This is a genomic window from Streptomyces canus, assembly GCF_001514145.1.
In the GTDB taxonomy this organism is placed as follows: Bacteria; Actinomycetota; Actinomycetes; order Streptomycetales; family Streptomycetaceae; genus Streptomyces; species Streptomyces canus.
The window spans coordinates 380,039-397,768 of record NZ_KQ948662.1; the positions used below are offsets into that span (position 1 = coordinate 380,039).

The following is a 17,730-nucleotide window of genomic DNA, read 5'->3' on the forward strand; positions in this document are numbered from 1 at the left end:
GTTTCGACAGCTTCGAACACTATGTCGACGCACACGCCTCAGCGCAGCTCCTGGACGCGGATCATGTTGCCCGCGGGGTCGAGGAAGGCACAGTCCCGAATGCCGTACGGCTGCTCGATCGGCTCCTGGATCACCTCTGCGCGGGCCTGGAGCCGCTCGAAGACGGAGTCCAGGTCGGGGGTGGCGAGCAGGAGCTCGGGGTCGTCGCCCGCCGGGTGCAGCACGACCGAGGTGCCGGCCTGGCCGACGGGCCCGACCGTGAGCCGGCGCGTCCTGCCGCGGCCCACGTCACCGCGGACCTCGAAGCCCAGCACGTCCCGGTAGAAGGCCAGGGAGGCCTCCGGGTCGTCGTGCGGGAGGAAGCTCGCCCGAATCGTGATGTCCATGGCCGTCACGCTAGCCACGGCCCGCGGCCCGCGCTTCTCGAATCCTGACCGGTCTCAGCGCACCAGACCCGCGATGTGCGCCGTGACCGTGTCGAGGATGTCCGCCCAGGCGGCCGCGTCACCGAGGACGAGGTAGTTCAGGGTGAGCCCGTCGGTCATGGCCGCGAGATAGCGGGCCAGCACGGAGACGGGCACCCGCAGCTCCAGATCCATGCTCTTGCGCAGCTGCTCGATGAGCTCGGCGTAGGCCTCGCCGTACAGCTCGTACTGGCGCCTGGCCAGGTGCTCGAATCCCGGCTCGCGCAGGGCGTACTGGGTGAGCTCATAAGTGAGCATGTGCGCCTCGGGGTGGGCGCGGACATGGTCCCAGTACGCCCGGAACCCGGCGGCGACGGTCTCCTCCAGCGTGTCCCGGGGGCGCAGCGCCTCCTTGACGACGGTGACGGAGTGGTCGGTGAGGGTGGTGATGACGGCCTCGAGCAGGGCCTGCTTGGAGTCGAAGCAGTAGTGGAAGACACTGAGGGACACGCCGGCCTCGGCGGCGATGGACCGGGTCGTCGTCTTCGCGACGCCGTCCCGGGCCATCGCCCTGATAGCGGCCTCGGTCAGCTGCCGGCGCCGCTCGGCCGACGGCATACGTGCCATGCGTGTCCCCCGTTGTCGTACGTCAGGCGCTGTGGACGCCGACCTCGTTGAGCGAGTATCCCCAGTCGGTGCCGCGGTCGAGGCCATGGACGCGCACGTAACGGGCAGGAGTTCCGGTGAACTTGGCGGTGTCCAGGCCGCCGTCCCCGGAGGTGGTCGACCAGACGGTCTGCCAGTTCGCCCCGTCGGTCGAGAGCTCGATCCGGTACGACTTCCCGTACGCCCGCTCCCAGTCGAGCGTGACCTTGGAGACCCGGTTCGTGGAGCCCAGGTCGACCTGCCACCACTGGTCGTCGCTCCAGTCGCTCGCCCAGCGGCTGGAGTCGTCGCCGTCCACGGCCCGCCCCGGCTGATAGCTGGTGAACGGGTTGGACTCGGACGAACTGGCCGTGGCCGTCTTCCCCTTCGCGAGGTCGACGGACGCCTGGTGCTGCTCGGAAGCGCCCCACGTGTCGAGGTAGGACTCGGCGCCCCGGAAGAGGTCGTCCACCACACCCTGGCCGCCGACGAGCCGGATGTCCTCGATCCAGTCCGGGATCATGCCGACATGGGCGGCCCCGTCGGTGTTGAAGTCGAAGGTGCGCTGCCCGGATGTCTGCTTGTCGATGACCGAGCCGCCGTCAACGCTCTTGAAGGGGTACGTCACCTTGTTCGCGGCGTCCGCTCCGCGCGGTGCGGGGTGGTCGCCGATGCCGTTGAAGTCGGTGCCGTAGCCGTAGCCCACGTCGTACTTCTCGCGCAGCGCGTCGGTGCGCTTCGCCTCCGCGGCGAACCCTTCGGAGCCGTGCATGTACTGGGCGACGAAGCCGCCGAGCGAGTAGACCCGCTCGGTCCAGTTGAGATCCATCCAGCTGTGCGACGAGAGCACGCCGGGGTAGTTCGCGGCCTCGAAGATATCGAGGACCTGACCGGTGGCCTTGACGCTCATGTGGTCGATCTCGAGCATCATCTTGCGTTTCATCATGCCGCGCACGGCGTACTCACCGAGATCGGTGAGCCCGCGGACATTGCACTGCGCGGCCTTGTCGTACTCCGGGACCTCGGTGCCGGCCGGCAGGTCGTCCTCCGCTTCGGAGGCCACCGTACCGATGGGGTTGTCGTGCTGCGGCCCCTTGCAGGTCTCGGTCTTCCAGAAGGTGCCGGTGGACAGGAACTGCCCGACGTTGATGGCGGTTCCGAGTCCACCCTCGTCGAAGCGGACTCCGCACAGGGCGTTGTCGAACTTGTGGCACAGGAACATGGAACGCACGCCCAGGCCGTACAGCTCGTCGAGCCCCTTGTCGATGTCCGCCTTGCTGCACTGCCCGATGTCGAGGATCTGCTTGCAGCCGAACGGCTCGGAGGTCTCCACACCGAGCACGACCGCCAACTTGCCCTGCTGGATGACCTGTCGGGCCTGCGCACTGTCGGTGACGATCCGGAACCAGCCCTTGCCGGTGCCGCCGTACATCTTGTCGATGAAGGCCTGGAGGTCGTACGTCATCCTGGCCTGCAGACGGATCGAGGTCATCTCGTCACAACTGCGGTCCTTGAAGGGGTAGACGGAGCAGATCATGCCGTTGGTGACGAGGTCGTTGACCAGCACCCGCTGCCCGCCGCGCCAGGCGCGCTCCACCCAGGCGTAGTAGTTGGCCTGGTGGGTCATGGAGTCGTACGCCGGCCAGTCCTTGAACGTCGGCCAGCCGGTCGGGTCGTGCTTGCCGTCGCCGCCGTGGGTGATGTAGTCGAAGAGCGCGAGGGTGCCGTCGGGGTAGTGCTCGGGACAGTCCTTGAGCGCGTCGGCGACTCCGGACTCGGAGAACACCTTGCCGCAGATCAGCCGGCCGCCGAAGGCCTCGTTGGAGAAGAGGTGGTTGTGGGCGTCGATGAACCCGTTCACCTCGCCCGCGGAGTCGGTGCCGGTGAAGGGCGCTCCCGTCACGTTGATCTGGGCGTCGGGGGTGGGCCTGGCCGTCGGTGTCCACCAGTCGGTGGCCGCCGAACTCGGCGTGGGGCCCAGGATCGTGGCCAGCACCAGGAAGAGCAGGGAGGTGATGGTGATGTTCTTGCGACGGCGGCAGGTGCGTCCGGCCATGGCCCACGTCCCTCGGTCGGCGGGAGGCGCCGTCGACCGAGGGCGTTTTGACTGCCCTTGGAATTGTCATGACCGGCGCAATAGATGCGTCGAGGATCGCGACTGAGCACGTTCCGAGTCAAGAGTCCGGGACAGTTGACCTGATACCTCGAGGACATCAACCGTTCACGCAGGCCGCCCCGTTGAGTGTGAAGGCGGTGGGGGCGGCGTTCGTGGCGCCCTTGCTGCCGATGAAGCCGACGGTGACCGAGCCTCCGGCCGGGATCGTGTGGGTGTAGGAGGCCGGGGTGACGGTCACCGAGCCCCCGCTCTGCGTGGGGGTCCCGCCCCACATGTTGGAAACGGTCTGGCCGTTGGCGAAGGTGAAAGCGAGCTTCCAGCCGCTGACGGCGGACGTGCCGGTGTTGCGGATGGCGATCTCGCCCTGGAAACCGCCCTGCCACTCGCCGACCACGCGGTAGCCGACGGAGCAGCTCCCGGCCGGCGTGTCGGCGGTGGTGACGCTCACCGTCGCCGAGCGGGCCGACCGGTTCCCGGCCGCGTCACGGGCGTAAACGGCGAAGGAGTACGCCGTGTTGGCCGTCAGGCCCGTCACGGTCACCGAGTTCGCCGTCGAGGCCGCGACCTTCGTCTCGGTGCCACCACTGACCCGGACGACGTCGTACCCGGCCACGCCAACGTTGTCAGTCGACGCCGTCCAGGACAGGTTCGCGGAGCTCGCCGTCACCGCCGAGGCGGTCGGGGCGCCCGGCGCGGTAGGGGCCTGGGTGTCACCGGAACCGCTGCCGAAAACGGTGGCTTCCTTGGCGGTCTGCGCGATGCCGTTGGCACCGTTGAAGATGCGCTGACCCCACGAAGTCATCTGCGCCGGATCGAAGTTGAGCACGAGGTCGAGGATCGGGTCGGTGTTGCCGCTCCAGGACCAGGCCAGGTAACCGATGTCGAGCTGCTCGGCGGTGGCCATCATGGTGTCCTCGTCCGGATCGCCCCACTGGTCGGCGGGACCGCCGAACTCACCGATCAGGATGGGCAGTTTGGCGCTGACGAAGGCGTTGAGATAGTCGGTGATCTCCGCCGCGGTGTCGAAGACGCTGTACATGTGGATCGAGAAGATCAGGTTGCCGGTGGTGTCGGCGGCGTACACGGACTGGGCGTTGGTGCGCATGACCTGCTGCCAGTCCTGGCCCCAGTTGGGGGCGTCCACCATGATCGTGTGCTCGAAGCCGGCGTTCCTGAGCTTCTGGATCGCGGCGATCGTCGGGGCGGTCCAGCCTGCGGGGTCGGTGTTGCCCCAGGGCTCGTTGCCGATGTTGATGACGATGTAGTTCTCCTGGCCGGCGAGCACGTCCTTCAGGCCGATCCAGTAGTCGGCGGCCTGGTCGAGGGTGCCGGCCGCGCTGTCCTCGCCGTATCCGGTGGTGTCGTGCACCTCCAGGACGCAGATGAGCCGGTTGGCCTTGCACTGGGCGATGACGTTGGCCACGTCCGAGGCGGTGTTGGCGGTCCAGCGGTGGCCGTCGGCGAGGACCACCCGGACGGTGTTGGCGCCCTGCGCCTTGATGTCGGCCAGCGACCCCAGTTGGTTCGGGTACCAGGTGTGGGCGTGGTTGACGCCACGCATGACGAAGTCGTTGCCGTTGCCTTCGACCAGGCGGCCGTCGCTGATGTGCAGACCGGTGGCCCGGGTGCCTGGCTCCTCGGCGGCCTGGGCCGCGCTCGGGCAGAGGGCGCCGAGCACCACCAGTGCGACAAGGGCGGCCAGTCGGGCCAGTAACGCGCTCAGGGGGCTCTTTCTTGTTCTTCTCACTGCGGCTCCAGGGATGGGTGAGACGGTCGGAAGGAGCATGGGAGCGCTCCCATAGAAGCCACTCTGCCAAGTACACGTCAAGACAAGGGACGGAAATGGGGGTGCCCCTGTGCAACTCGGTGGGCCCGGAGCTCCCATAGGGTTCCGAACCTCGACCACCGCACCCGGGAGGCACATTGACCACGCGACCCGTCGGCCCCGACGCCGTCAACGCCGAGGCCTGGCACGCCTACGGCGACCACCATCTGCGGCGCGGCACGGTCCTGCCGGAGCTGGAGCGGTTCGACTGGGGCCTTCGGGGCACCGGGCCGGGTGCCGAGATCCTCGGTGAGCTCGCCGGGCGGCGCGTGCTGGACCTCGGGTGCGGCCCCGCCCGGCACGCGGCGCATCTCGTCCGGGCGTACGGCGCCTCGGTGGACGCGGTCGACTCCTCCCCCACGCAGCACGAACGGGCCCTCGCGCGCCACGGCTCCCTGCCCGGACTGCGCCTGATCAGGGCGGACGCCGTCGAGCACCTCGGCACGGCGGAACCGTACGACGTCGTCTACTCCGTCAACGCGGTGCCCTACATCGATCCCCGCCGGCTGCTGCCCGCCCTCGCCGCAGCGCTCCGGCCCGGCGGGACGCTGTGCTTCACCGTGCTGCGCACCAACTCCCTGGGCGAGGGCCCCTCGTCGGTCCTCGAGTCCCGGCCCGAGATCCTGCGGCTCGCCGGGGGCGGGGAGGTCGCCGTACGGATGTGGGTACTGACTCCGGAACTCTGGACGGACCTGCTCGGCGAGCACGGCCTGCGGGTCGAGGGGATCGACGTCCTCGACGCGCCGGAGGAGGGGAACCACGCCTCCTACCGGATCTTCCGGGCGACCCGGCCGGTCCGGGTCTCCTCCCGCCCACGCGGCAGCCGTCCGCCGCTCCCGCACGCGGCGATCGGCGTCGGCGCCATCCTGTACGGCCCTCGCGGACTGCTTCTCGGCCGGCACCGGCGCGGCACCTGGGAGTTGCCGGGCGGCACGGTGGAGCCCGGGGAGTCGCTGGCGGAGACGGTCGTGCGCGAGCTCCACGAGGAGACCGGCATCGAGGCCCGCACCTCCGACGTCCGGCTGCTGGGCACGCTCCTCGACGACGTGGAGGGCGTGGTGCGGATGACCGTGGCCGCCCGGGTCACCGCCTGGCGGGGCGAGCCCTCGGACCAGCCCGGCGAACGCGTCGGCGACTGGCGCTGGTTCGCTCTGGACCGGCTCCCGGAGAACCTGTTCGTGTGCAGCGCCCAGGGCCTGACCGCCTGGCGCCCGGACCTGCCGATCGACCACACTCCGGCCCACTTCACGCCGTACACCGGGTAGCAGGGGAACGGCTCCGGGGTGAGTTGCCGGACGTCGGCAATGTCTTCGGGGGGCTGCCGCGGCGGGATCGGCGGCGGTGGGCGAGTCCGTGGCTCGCCGGGCACGGCCGGGAGACGGCTGCCTCCCGGCCGTGCCCGGCGGTCAATAGATGAGGACGGACGACAGCATGGAACTCAAGGACATCCTGGCCGACTGGCGGGACTACGACGACGCGGCGTTGCGGCTCGGGATGTTCCTGGGCGTCTTTCCGCCGGACCAGAAGTTCTCCCCGGTGAAGCGGATGTTCTGGGTGGACGGGTATCCGCTGGGCGACATGCTGGTGGACATCCTGGACCGGATGGCGCAGGCCGGAGTTCTCCTCAAGGACGAGGAGGACGTGCGGTACAAGTGGAACCCGGCTCCCATCGACCTGTCCTGAAGCCGCACACTGAAGCACGGCGTCGTGCAACCCCCTCGCAACCTTCGCCGTGCTGCACTCGACGACCATGGACGAGGATTCCGCACGTGCCGTGTACGACGAGGTGCCGCGTGTCGAGCTCACGGCCGCCGCCGCCGAGCTGCTGCTCCGGTTGCGCGAGGCGCACGGGCCGCTGATGTTCCACCAGTCCGGCGGCTGCTGCGACGGCAGCGCGCCGATGTGCTACCCGGCGGGCGAGTTCCGCACCGGTGGCTCGGACGTGCTGCTCGCCGAGCTGGACGTGCCGGGGGTCGAGGAGCCGGTGACGTTCTGGATGTCGAGGAGCCAGTACGCGGTGTGGAGCCACACCCGGCTGATCGTGGACGTCGTCCAGGGCCGGGGCAGCGGGTTCTCGCTGGAGGCACCCGAGGGGGTACGTTTCCTCATCCGTTCGCGTGTGGTCGGCGCATAGCTCCCCTCTTTCATCGCTGTCTGATGCACTCTTCCTGAGTCCTGGAACAGTTGACGAGACATCAGGGAGAGCTGTGACACATCGTCAAAGACGTCTCGGCGCAGGCAGATCGGTACTGACGTTTCTCGCGGCACTCGGCACGCTGGCCGGTGCGGCCCTGGTGGGGGCGGCACCGGCCGGCGCCGCGCAGGGGTGGACACGGCTCGCGACCGGCGTGCAGTACGAGGAGTTCGACATCGACGCGGCCGCGGGGGTGACGCACGCCCATGTGATCGGCGTGGACCTGAGCGATCCGGGGGTGCGACTGGAGCTGCTGTATCCGGGGGCGGTGGCCGCGCGGGCCACGGTGTCCCGGCTGGCCACCGCGCAGGGCGCGCTCGCGGGGGTGAACGGCGACTTCTTCAACATCACGGAGTCCCAGCACCCGGGCGTCGAGGCCACCGGCGCGAGTGTGGGCCCGGCGATCGCGCAGGGCCGCGCGCTCAAGGCGGCGGTGCCGAAGGGTCAGCGCTTCGGGCCCGCGCTGCCGTCCGGCACGAGCACGAAGGAGGTGTTCGGCGTGGGCACGGACCGTCTGGCCCGCCTTGACGACCTGGCGCTCGACGGGTCGGTGCGGACGCCCGAGGGACAGCTGCCGCTCGGCGGGCTGAACCAGTACGCGCTGCCGGTGGGCTCGGTCGGGGCGTTCACCTCGGACTGGGGCAGCGCCTCCCGGGTGCGGTCGACCTGCGGGACGGACACCGACCGGGCCGCCCCGTGCAGCACGGACACCTACGAGGTGACGGTCCGCGCCGGGAAGGTCGTGTCCACGGCCGACGCCCCGGGCAGCGGCCCGATCGCCGACGGCACCACCGTGCTCGTGGGCCGGGAGGCGGGCGCACAGCACCTGCGGAAGCTGTCCGTCGGCGCGTCGGTGACGGTGCGGCACCAACTGGTCGCGGCCTCGGCGAAGCTCCCGTACCGCTTCGCGCTCGGTGGCTATCCGGTGCTCGACGACGGCCTCCCGCTGCCCGGCCTCGACGACACGGCGTCGGCCGTGCGCACGGCCGTGGGTGTCGCGGACGGCGGACGGCGGCTGTATCTCCTCGCGCTGGACGGGGCGCCGGACTATCGCAGTGGGCTGACGATCGCCGAAGTGGCGGACACCATGCGGACGTTGGGTTCCGTCGACGCCTTCAGCCTGGACGGCGGGGGTTCCACGACCATGGCCGCCCGGATGCCGGGCACGAGTTCCGTCACCGCCCTCAACCACCCCTCCGGCGGCGCCGAGCGGCCCGTACCGAACGGCATCGGGGTCTTCTCCACGGCCTGAGGTCAGGGGCGCAGACTGCTGACGATGTCGGCCGTCGCCGTGAGGCCGCTGTGGATGGTGGGCGCGATGCTCGTGCCGGCGAGCAGGAAGCCGAACAGCGCGCACACCAGCGCGTGGGAGACCTTGAGTCCGCCGCTGCGCAGGAAGATCACCGCCAGGATCAGCAGCAGAATCACTAGAGAGATGGAAATCGCCATGGACAGCCTCCTCCGCCACGCCGCCGGGTCCGTTTCGCGGCGTTCGGCCGTAAGTGTGGCGTAGCGGAGGGTTCGTCCGGGCGACTGAAGGGTCCTCCGAACGAGTGGTGTCCGCGCTTGTCCCGAGGCGGCTATCGGTGGGCGTCCAGGAAGGCCTCCAGGCCTGCCAGGTCGTCGGTGTTGAGGTAGTCGACGCCGGCAGCGAGAAGCTCGGCCCACAGCGCGTCCCGGGCGGGGCCCGCGAGGTCCGGGGTGGCCCAGAACCGCACCCTCTGCCCGCGCGCGTGGGCCTGCTGGACGAGGGTCCGCAGCTTCTGCCGCTCGGCGTCGGGGAAGACGCCCTCGCCGAGCCAGGTGAAGTTGAGCGTCCAGTTGTCGCTGATCAGCGGGATGAGGGAGGCGGGCGCCGAGGTGCCGAGGTCGGCGAGCCGACCGTCGTAGAAGGCCCGGCGCACGGTCTGGGCCTCCATCGGGACACGGGCGGCGCGGTCGCCGGAGATCACGGCGGTCACCGCGCCGGGGAGAACCCTGCCGTGCACGTACGTCGTGAACAGATGCTTGTAGCGGCGCAGATGGCGGTCGAGTTCGAGGTAGGTCGAGGAGCCCTCGGTCTTGATGTCGACGAGCAGTTGCAGGGGACGGCGGTAACCCCGGTACACCGAGCCGTGGTTGGCCTTGACGATCCTGGCCAGCGGGTCGAGGTAGAGCGACTCGAGGGTGCGCGTCGGGTCGAGGTCGTCCACGGTGTGGCCGATGAGGAGCTGGTCGCCGACGAGGAAGATGTCGGCCTCGACGCTGCCGAAGCGGTGGTCGAGGGCGTCGAGGAGGGGGCGCGGATGCTCGTAGTCGTTGTGGGCGTGAGCACGCCACAACGGACGGGGGCGGTGCCTCTGGCTGTCGGCCCAGGCGCTGCCGACGGGCGGGGCGAGCGTCGCCGCGACCGCGGCGCCGAGGGTGGTGAGGGCTCTGCGACGAGTGATGAGGGCCATGTTCTGCCTCCCTGTGGGGCGGGTCGAAACCACAGGGAGTATGGGGCACTTCAGCCCTCAATGAACCTGTACATGCCAGGAGTTGGCCGGACTGCCGTCCCTCGTTCACTCCTTCCGCGCGGGCGCACGGAAAAGCCCGCCCCAGGTGGGGCGGGCTTCACCGACGTTCAGCGGGTGACGCTCAAGGTGCCTGGAGGTCGACGAGTTCGGCCAACCGGGCGCGATGCGCGCCCGCCGTGCCGTAGGCGATCGAGTCGGCCTTGGCCCGCTTCAGATACAGGTGCACCGGGTGCTCCCACGTCATGCCGATCCCCGCGTGCAGCTGGAGCGCCTCCTCGGCGGCGTGCACCGCGACGGACGCCGCGTAGGCCTGCGCGACGGCGACCGCCACATCGGCGTCCGCACCCGTCGCGAGCGCGTCGGCCGCGTTCCGGGCGGCGGCACGGAGGTTGACGACCTCCAGCCACAGCTGGGCGAGCCGGTGCTTGAGCGCCTGGAACCCGCCGACGGGCCGGTTGAACTGCTTGCGCTCCTTGAGGTAGCGCACGGTCTCGGTCAACGTCCATTCGGCAAGCCCGAGTTGCTCGGAGGCGAGCAGTCCGGCACCGGCCCGGAGCGCGCGGTGCACGGCGACCTCGGCGTCGCCCAGCAGGCGGCCCCGCGCCCCGTCGAGGGTGACGGTCGCGAGCGGACGGGTCAGGTCGAAGGCGACCTGCGGAGTGACGGTCGCGGAGGTAGCGTCCACCGCGTACAGCCCGCCGTCGTCCGCGGGCACGAGCAGCACGTCGGCCCCCTGAGCGTCCGCGATCGCCGTCAACTCACCGTGCAGAGCCCCGCCTTCGTGGCGTACGACCTTGTAGGCGCCGCCCGGGGCGACGCTCAGGGAGACGGCGAGGGCGCCGGTCTTCCGTCCGGACGCGAGCTCGGCGAGGAGCTCGTCGGCGTCGCAGGCGAGCAGAGCCTCGGTGGCGACGACCGCACTGGTGAGATAGGGCACGGGAGCGACCGCGCGGCCCAACTCCTCCAGGACCACGGCGGCTTCGCGATGCGTGGCGCCCTGACCGCCCTTGTCCTCGGGCACCAGGAGCCCCGCGAGGCCCATGCCGTCGGCGAGGGCCTTCCAGGCCGCGAGGTCGTGCGGGGTGTCCGACTCGGTGCGGGCGATCACACCCGGCGCGTCACAGTGGTCCGCGAGGAGGTCCCGTACGGCGGCCCGCAGCGCCTCTTCCTCCTCCGAGTACAGCAGGTCGGGCTGTGCGCTCATCGGGACAGGTCCTTCCAGGCGACGTCCTTGTCGGTACGCGGCTCGGCCGGCAGGCCCAGGACGCGCTCGGCGACGATGTTCAGCAGGACCTCGCTGGTCCCGCCCTCGATGCTGTTGCCCTTGGAGCGCAGATAGCGGTAGCCGGCGTCACGGCCGGTGAAGTCCACCAGCTCCGGGCGCCGCAGGGTCCAGTCGTCGTACAACAGGCCCTCCTCGCCGCGCACTTCGACCTCCAGGCCGCTGATCTCCTGGTTGAGGCGGGCGAAGGCGAGCTTCATGCCGGCGCCCTCGGGTCCCGGCTGTCCTGCGACGAGCTGCTGTCGCAGGCGCTCCGCGGTGAGGCGGGCCACCTCGGAGTCGACCCAGAGCTTCAGCAGGCGCTGGTGCAGGTCCTGGGTGCGCAGTTCGGGGCGCTCGCGCCAGGTCTTCGAGACCGGGCCGATCATGCCGCCCTCGCGGGGCAGCCGCATGCCGCCGATCGCGACGCGCTCGTTGTTCAGCGTGGTCTGCGCGACCTTCCAGCCGTCGCCGACCTCGCCGAGCCGGCAGGTGTCGGGGATGCGGACGTCGGTGAGGAAGACCTCGTTGAACTCGGCCTCGCCGGTGATCTGGCGCAGCGGCCGCACCTCGACACCCGGGTCGGTCATGTCGCAGAGGAAGTAGGTGATGCCCGCGTGCTTGGGCACGTCCGGGTCGGTGCGGGCGATGAGGATGGCCCAGCGGGAGTTGTGGGCGCCGGACGTCCACACCTTCTGCCCGTTGACCACCCAGCTGTCGCCCTCCCGCACGGCCCGGGTGCCGAGCGCGGCGAGGTCGGATCCGGCACCGGGCTCGCTGAACAGCTGGCACCAGACCTCCTCCCCCACCCACAGAGGCCGCAGGAAGCGCTGCTTCTGCTCCTCGGTGCCATACCTGAGGATCGTCGGCGCGGCCATGCCGAGCCCGATGCCGTTGCGCCGCGGATCGTTGTCGGGAGCGCCCGCGGCCTCCAACTCGGCGTCCACGACGGCCTGGAGGGAGCGGGGCGCGTTGAGGCCGCCGAGGCCCTGCGGATAGTGCACCCAGGCGAGCCCCGCGTCGAAGCGGGCCTTGAGGAAGTCGAGCCGGTCCGTGGTCGCGAGCGGGTGCGCGGCCAGCAACTCGGCGGTGCGGCGCTTGAGTTCGGCTGCGTCGGTCATGCCTGTGCTCCCGTGGGTACGACGGCGATCCGGCCGGTGGTCACCCCGTCGCCGAGGCGCTGTACGGCGTCCGCGGCCGCGGCGAGCGGCACCCGCTCGCTGACCAGCGGCTTGATCGCGCCCCGGGCGGCCAGTTCGGTGAGCTGCTCGTGGCAGTGCTGGACCAGCTTCGGGTTCTTGGTGTTGTACAGGCCCCAGTGCAGGCCCAGGATCGCGTAGTTCTTCACCAGGGCGTGGTTGAGACCGGGGCTCGGGATGGTCCCGCTGGCGAAGCCGACGACCACGATCCGCCCTTCGAAGGCGACGACCTTGGTCGACTGCGTGTAGGCCTCGCCGCCCACGGGGTCGTAGATCACATCGGCGCCCCGGCCCCCGGTGGCCTCCTTCACGGCGGCGACGACGTCCTCGCTCCGCCGGTCGACCACCACGTCACAGCCCAGCTCCCGGGCGACGGCCGCCTTCTCGGCACCGCCGACGACACCGATGACGGTGGCCCCGGCCGCCTTCCCGAGCTGCACCGCCGCGCTGCCGACCCCTCCTGCGGCAGCGTGGACGAGCAGCGTCTCCCCGGCCTCCAGGTGGGCCCGCCGGTGCAGCCCGAACCAGCCCGTCTGGTAGCCGATGTGCAGGGCGGCGGCCTCGGCGTCGTCCAGCGAGTCCGGCGCGGACAGCAGAGCGGCGGCGTCGGCGACGGCGTACTCGGCGAAACCGCCGTGCGGCAGTGCCGGGTTGGCGATCACGCGGCGCCCGTCCTCGGTCTCGCCGCAGATCTCCACACCCGGCGTGAAGGGCAGCGGCGGCCGGACCTGGTAGTGGCCGCGGCACATCAGCACGTCCGGGAAGTTGATGTTCGCGGCGCGCACCTTCAGCAGGACCTGGCCGTCACCGGGAACGGGCTGCGCCACGTCCGCGAGGCGCATCACCTCGCTCGGCTCGCCGTTCTCGTGCACTTGCCAAGCCTGCATGGGGGGCCTCCACGGGACTGCGTCGTCATGCCGGGGTCTGACCGGGGTCCTCCGCATACTAAGCGGTCGCTTGCCGATCAGGGAACAGCCCGCCGGTGAAAGTCTCGGCATACCGATATCTGGGAGTCGGTTGCTTCTACAGCCCGAGGTCGAGGGCAAGGCACGAGTAGTACTTCCAGTCGCCCTCGGGGCCGTACGAGGCGTTGGCCCCGCCACCCGGGGCGGCGTCCGCGCCTTCGGTCATGTCCTCGAAGCGGATGCGTTCGGGGAGGCTGCCGAAGCGCAGGTGCCGTGCCGCCGCACCGGCGTCCAGGGTGACGTCCTTGCTCATGGCCGTTCTCCACTTCGTCGGAGGACCACCAGCGTGCGCGCGCAGCGCGTCACCTGTCAAGGCGGTGACGCCACGGCCGGCGCCCGTCCGACGCCCTTCAGTGCTCCAGCCGGTGCGGATGCGAGGGATACACGCCCAGAATGCGCACTTCGGTGGAGAAGAACCCCAGTTCGTGCAGGGCGAGGGCGACGTGCTGCTCGTCGGGGTGGCCCTCGATCTCGGCGTAGAAGCGACTGGCATTCAGCCCCGCGCCGATCTGATAGCTCTCGATCTTGGTGAGGTTCACCCCGCTGGTGGCGAACCCGCCGAGCGCCTTGAAGAGCGCGCTGGGGATGTTGCGCACGGAGAAGAACAGGCTCGTCATCGTCGGTTCCCCGGTGTGCGGGGCCACGACGGCCTCCCGGGACAGGACGACGAAGCGGGTGGTGTTGTCCGGGTCGTCCTCGACCCCGGAGCGCAGCACGTCGAGACCGTACAGCCCGGCCGCGGCGGGCGGGGCGAGCGCCGCGTGCCGCGGATCGGCCAGCTCGGCCACCTCGCGCGCCGCTCCGGCCGTGTCGTCGGTGACGAGGGTGCGCCAGCCGCCCTCCCGCAGCACCTTGCGGCACTGCCCGAGGGCGTGCACATGGCTGCGCACGCACTCCACCTGATCCGGTGTCGCCCCGGGCACGCCCATCAGGTCGAAGCGGATGGCGAGGAAGTGCTCGGCGATGATGAACAGCCCCGACTCGGGCAGCAGATGATGGACGTCGGCCACCCGTCCGGCCGCGGAGTTGTCCACCGGGATCACGGCGACGTCGGCGGTGCCGAGCGTCACCGCGTCCAGAGCCTGCTCGAAACTCGTGCAGGGCTGCTCGGCGCACCCGGGGTACAGGGTGTGCGCGGCGGTCGCCGAGTTGGATCCGGGTTCACCTTGGTAAGCGACGGTCGTCACGGGGTTCGTTCTCTTGTCGTCGGGCGGCAGAAGCTCCGTAACGTACCAGGGACGCTCCGCCTCAGATCCAGGTGTCCAGCCACATCCTGGAGTGCCAGTCGGCGTACGGGATCGTCTCCCCGGTGTAGAGCGGCAAGAAGTAGATGAAGTTCCAGACGATGAGCAGGACGAGGGCGCCCGCGGCCACCGCGCCCTGTGTGCGCCGTCTGCGGTCCGCCCCCGGTGGCCCCAGGACCGCGCCCACCGTCATCGCCACGGCCAGGCAGAGGTAGGGCACGAAGACGACCGCGTAGAAGGAGAAGACCGTACGGTCCTGGTACAGGAACCAGGGCAGATACCCCGCGCCCACCGCGCACAGGACGGCGCCGGCCCGCCAGTCGCGGCGCAGCGCCCAGCGGAAGAGCAGGTAGAGCAGGGCGCCGCACGCCGTCCACCACAGGAGCGGTGTGCCGAGGGCGAGGACGGTCCGGGAGCAGTCGACCGACGTGGTGCAGCCGTCCTGGCCGGGTTTCGGCGACTGGTAGTCGAACAGCACGGGTCGGCCCTGGACCAGCCAACTCCAGGGGCTGGACTGGTACTTGTGCGGGGTGTGCAGCCCCACGTTGAAGTCGTACACCAGGGACTCGTAGTGCCACAGGCTGCGGAGCGGGGCGGGGATCCATGACCAGGTGCCGCCGCGGCCGTCGGCCCAGTGGCGTCCGTAGCCGTCGTCGGACAGGAACCAGCCGGTCCAGGTCGCCAGATAGGTCGCCAGCGCGACCGGGACCAGGGACAGGACCGACGGGCCGAGGTCCTTGCGCAGCACCGCCCGGTAGGGGTCACCGGCCCCGGCCACGCGGCGGGAGCCGACATCCCACAGCACCGTCAGGAGCACGAAGAAGACCAGCACGTACAGGCCGTTCCACTTGGTGGAGGCCGCCAGCCCCAGCAGGACGCCGGCGGCGAGCCGCCAGGGACGCAGCCCGGTTCCGGTGTGGTCGGCGGTGTGCTCGTCCGGGCGCGCGCGGCCGTCCTCGCCGACCGGCAGGGCGGCCGCGAGCCGGCCCCGTGCGTGGTCCCGGTCGACCAGCAGGCAGCCGAACGCCGCCAGGACGAAGAACATGACGACGAGGTCCAGCAGGGCGGTACGGCTCATCACCACATGGAGACCGTCCACCGCGAGGAGCGCGCCTGCCAGACAGCCCAGCAGCGTCGAACGGAACAGACGGCGTCCGATGCGGCACAGCATGAGCACCGACAGGGTGCCCAGGGCCGCCGTCGTGAAGCGCCAGCCGAACGGGGTGAGACCGAACATCCACTCGCCGAGGGCGATCACCCACTTGCCCGTCGGCGGGTGGGCGACGAACGCCCCCGTGTCGGACAGCGAGACGACCTGGGGGTGGGCGAGGATCTGCGGATCGGCGATCTTCCGGTCCGGCCAGTTGCCCTCGTAGCCGAGGCGCAGCAGCGACCAGGCGTCCTTGGCGTAATAGGTCTCGTCGAAGACCACCGCCCGCGGCCGGCCGAGGTGCCAGAAGCGGATCGCCCCGGCCAGGACGGCGACGAGCACCGGCCCCAGCCAGTCCCAGACCGACGGCTTCGGAAAGCGCGGAACGAGACGCTCGCGGAGGTTGGTTCCCGGACGGGCCGCGTACCCGAATCGACTCAGTCGCGCCTGCCAGTCGCGGGGTGCTGTCGTCGGGCGGGTGCCGACGACGGGGGAACGGGTCACATCGGTCACCGGGCAGCCTGCCCTGCCGCGGAGTCCGACCGGGGCGGTATCTCGTGCATCCGGTGAACCTACCTGTGTGATCGTCCAGTTGTCCCCGACGAGAGGGAGAACGGCCGCTCACGCCTTCCGGGGACGAGCCCGTACGTGCATCCGCTCCCCCTGCGGCCCGAACAGGCTGAGGAACTCGGCCGGCCCCTCCCCCGTCGACCCGAACCAGTGCGGCACCCGGGTGTCGAACTCCGCCGCCTCGCCCGCACTCATGATCACGTCGTGCTCGCCCAGCACCACCCTCAGCCGCCCCGCCAGGACGTACAGCCACTCGTAGCCCTCGTGGGTGCGCAGCTCCGGCTCCTCCTCGCGGCGCGGCACCAGCACCTTGAACGCCTGCAGGCCGCCGGGCTGCCGGGTGAGCGGCCAGAAGGTGCGCCCGTGCCGTTCGAGCGGTGCGGACCGCACCCGGGGATCGCCGACCGGCGGGGCGCCGACGAGTTCGTCGAGCGGCACCTGGTGGGCCTGGGCGATCGGCAGCAGCAGTTCCAGGCTGGGTTTGCGCAGGCCGGACTCCAGCCGGGAGAGCGTGCTCACGGAGATGCCCGTCGTCTCCGAGAGCGCCGCGAGGGTCACCTCCCGGTCCTTCCGCAGCCGCCTGAGCCGGGGACCCACTTCGGCGAGAACGTCGTCGGTACTCATACCCGTATTGCAGAATCGGCAAAGTCGTTTGTCAATCCCGCGTCCGCGGAGCGACCGTGGCGGCATGACCGAGACATACGGCGAGACATACGAAGTGATCGTGATCGGTGGCGGCGCGGCAGGCCTGTCCGCCGCCCTCGTCCTGGGCCGGGCCCGGCGTCACACCCTGGTCGTCGACGCGGGCGAACCCCGCAACACGCCCGCCGCGCACATGCAGGGCTTTCTCACCCGGGACGGCATGCCGCCCGCCGAGTTCCTGGCGATCGGGCGCGAGGAGATCAAGGGGTACGGCGTCGAGCTGGTCCGGGACCGGGTGGTCGAGGTCGCCCCCGGCTTCGCCGTGACGCTGGCGAGCGGGCGGGCGCTCAGGGCCCGTCGCCTCGTCGTCGCGACCGGCCTCAAGGACGAGCTGCCGGACGTGCCCGGCGTCGCGGCGCGCTTCGGCAAGGACGTCCTGCACTGCCCCTACTGCCACGGCTGGGAGGTCCGCGACCAGGCGTTCGGCGTCCTCGCCACGACCCCGCTCAGCGTGCACCAGGCGCTGATGGTCTCCCAGTGGTCGAAGGACGTGACCCTCTTCCTGCACACGGTCGCCGAGTCCGAGCTCTCGGACGACGATCTGCGCAGGCTGGCCGCGGCCGGTGTCGGCGTGGTGCCCGGCGAGGTCGCCGAGCTGGTCGTGACGGACGACCGGCTCACCGCCGTACGGCTGGAGGACGGCACGACGCACGCACGCGAGGTCGTCTTCACCGCGCCCCGGGCCGTCCCGCAGAACGGCCTGCTGCAGCGGCTCGGAGCCGAGCTCCAGGAGACGCCCTTCGGCAGCTACCCCGTGGTCGACGGGAACTGGCAGACGACCGTGCCCGGTGTGTACGCCGTGGGCAACGCGGCCGGATTCGGGGAGCAGGTGATCAACGCGGCGAGCGCCGGATACCGGGCGGCGGCCACGATCAACGGGGAACTGCTGATGAGCGACCTCGACACGGCCGTAGGGGCATAGTCGTCGTGCGGTCGGGGTGTGGACCCACCGCCTCC

At 70.6% G+C, this 17,730-nt stretch carries 18 protein-coding genes; 5 read left to right on the forward strand and 13 right to left on the reverse strand.

Translation table 11 applies throughout. From position 1 onward, the window contains the following. Nucleotides 1–38: 38 nt before the first annotated feature. From AQJ46_RS24160 to AQJ46_RS24175, 4 genes are all read right to left on the reverse strand, one after another. Nucleotides 39–386: a VOC family protein gene (locus AQJ46_RS24160; protein WP_059207720.1), complete on the reverse strand. Its 348-nt coding sequence runs from the start codon at nucleotides 384–386 to the stop codon at nucleotides 39–41. Nucleotides 387–440: 54 nt separating this feature from the next. Beyond that, a complete protein-coding gene (locus AQJ46_RS24165; protein ID WP_057610653.1) occupies nucleotides 441–1,031 on the reverse strand; it encodes a TetR/AcrR family transcriptional regulator in 591 nt (196 codons plus the stop codon). A 22-nt stretch (nucleotides 1,032–1,053) separates the two neighbouring features. Continuing rightward, nucleotides 1,054–3,105 carry a galactose-binding domain-containing protein gene (locus tag AQJ46_RS24170; RefSeq protein ID WP_208616975.1) on the reverse strand — a complete coding sequence of 684 codons (2,052 nt, stop codon included), beginning with the start codon at nucleotides 3,103–3,105 and terminating at the stop codon, nucleotides 1,054–1,056. A 157-nt stretch (nucleotides 3,106–3,262) separates the two neighbouring features. Then, entirely contained in the window at nucleotides 3,263–4,912 is a 1,650-nt protein-coding gene (locus tag AQJ46_RS24175) for a cellulase family glycosylhydrolase (RefSeq protein ID WP_455770092.1), read from the reverse strand. A 176-nt stretch (nucleotides 4,913–5,088) separates the two neighbouring features. Between AQJ46_RS24175 and AQJ46_RS58810 the strand changes: the two genes are divergently transcribed. The 4 genes from AQJ46_RS58810 to AQJ46_RS24195 all read left to right on the forward strand — a co-directional run bounded on the left by AQJ46_RS58810 (nucleotide 5,089) and on the right by AQJ46_RS24195 (nucleotide 8,436). Beyond that, on the forward strand, nucleotides 5,089–6,255 hold the full coding sequence (locus AQJ46_RS58810) for a bifunctional class I SAM-dependent methyltransferase/NUDIX hydrolase (protein ID WP_059207585.1): 1,167 nt from the start codon (nucleotides 5,089–5,091) through the stop codon (nucleotides 6,253–6,255). A 166-nt stretch (nucleotides 6,256–6,421) separates the two neighbouring features. Next, nucleotides 6,422–6,673 carry a hypothetical protein gene (locus AQJ46_RS24185; protein WP_225887387.1) on the forward strand — a complete coding sequence of 84 codons (252 nt, stop codon included), beginning with the start codon at nucleotides 6,422–6,424 and terminating at the stop codon, nucleotides 6,671–6,673. A 67-nt stretch (nucleotides 6,674–6,740) separates the two neighbouring features. Further along, the gene (locus AQJ46_RS24190; RefSeq protein ID WP_199873715.1) at nucleotides 6,741–7,124 is read left to right on the forward strand and encodes a DUF779 domain-containing protein; all 384 of its coding nucleotides are present in this window, start codon (nucleotides 6,741–6,743) and stop codon (nucleotides 7,122–7,124) included. 73 nt (nucleotides 7,125–7,197) lie between these two features. After that, a complete protein-coding gene (locus tag AQJ46_RS24195) occupies nucleotides 7,198–8,436 on the forward strand; it encodes a phosphodiester glycosidase family protein (RefSeq protein ID WP_057610648.1) in 1,239 nt (412 codons plus the stop codon). A gap of 2 nt (nucleotides 8,437–8,438) precedes the next feature. Here AQJ46_RS24195 and AQJ46_RS24200 read toward each other — a convergent pair whose 3' ends face one another. From AQJ46_RS24200 to AQJ46_RS24240, 9 genes are all read right to left on the reverse strand, one after another. Further along, nucleotides 8,439–8,633 (reverse strand): hypothetical protein, encoded by a 195-nt coding sequence (locus AQJ46_RS24200; protein ID WP_057610647.1) that lies wholly within the window; start codon nucleotides 8,631–8,633, stop codon nucleotides 8,439–8,441. 131 nt (nucleotides 8,634–8,764) lie between these two features. Then, complete coding sequence (locus tag AQJ46_RS24205; RefSeq protein ID WP_059207587.1) at nucleotides 8,765–9,622, reverse strand: phosphatidylinositol-specific phospholipase C/glycerophosphodiester phosphodiesterase family protein; 858 nt, start codon at nucleotides 9,620–9,622, stop codon at nucleotides 8,765–8,767. A 181-nt stretch (nucleotides 9,623–9,803) separates the two neighbouring features. After that, complete coding sequence (locus tag AQJ46_RS24210; RefSeq protein WP_059207588.1) at nucleotides 9,804–10,886, reverse strand: acyl-CoA dehydrogenase family protein; 1,083 nt, start codon at nucleotides 10,884–10,886, stop codon at nucleotides 9,804–9,806. After that, nucleotides 10,883–12,064 (reverse strand): acyl-CoA dehydrogenase family protein, encoded by a 1,182-nt coding sequence (locus AQJ46_RS24215; RefSeq protein WP_059207589.1) that lies wholly within the window; start codon nucleotides 12,062–12,064, stop codon nucleotides 10,883–10,885. Before AQJ46_RS24215 ends, AQJ46_RS24210 begins: the two co-directional genes overlap by 4 nt. After that, nucleotides 12,061–13,029: an NADPH:quinone oxidoreductase family protein gene (locus AQJ46_RS24220; RefSeq protein ID WP_059207590.1), complete on the reverse strand. Its 969-nt coding sequence runs from the start codon at nucleotides 13,027–13,029 to the stop codon at nucleotides 12,061–12,063. Before AQJ46_RS24220 ends, AQJ46_RS24215 begins: the two co-directional genes overlap by 4 nt. 136 nt (nucleotides 13,030–13,165) lie before the next feature. Next, entirely contained in the window at nucleotides 13,166–13,360 is a 195-nt protein-coding gene (locus AQJ46_RS24225) for a hypothetical protein (RefSeq protein WP_059207591.1), read from the reverse strand. 97 nt (nucleotides 13,361–13,457) lie between these two features. Then, nucleotides 13,458–14,294 (reverse strand): prephenate dehydratase, encoded by an 837-nt coding sequence (locus AQJ46_RS24230; RefSeq protein ID WP_057610641.1) that lies wholly within the window; start codon nucleotides 14,292–14,294, stop codon nucleotides 13,458–13,460. Nucleotides 14,295–14,355: 61 nt separating this feature from the next. Next, nucleotides 14,356–16,005 (reverse strand): dolichyl-phosphate-mannose--protein mannosyltransferase, encoded by a 1,650-nt coding sequence (locus AQJ46_RS24235; RefSeq protein ID WP_208616976.1) that lies wholly within the window; start codon nucleotides 16,003–16,005, stop codon nucleotides 14,356–14,358. Between the two features lie 117 nt (nucleotides 16,006–16,122). Next, nucleotides 16,123–16,695 (reverse strand): helix-turn-helix domain-containing protein, encoded by a 573-nt coding sequence (locus AQJ46_RS24240; RefSeq protein WP_059207592.1) that lies wholly within the window; start codon nucleotides 16,693–16,695, stop codon nucleotides 16,123–16,125. 64 nt (nucleotides 16,696–16,759) lie between these two features. Between AQJ46_RS24240 and AQJ46_RS24245 the strand changes: the two genes are divergently transcribed. Then, nucleotides 16,760–17,695, forward strand: a complete 936-nt coding sequence (locus AQJ46_RS24245) for an NAD(P)/FAD-dependent oxidoreductase (RefSeq protein WP_059207593.1) — start codon at nucleotides 16,760–16,762, stop codon at nucleotides 17,693–17,695. Nucleotides 17,696–17,730: the final 35 nt, after the last annotated feature.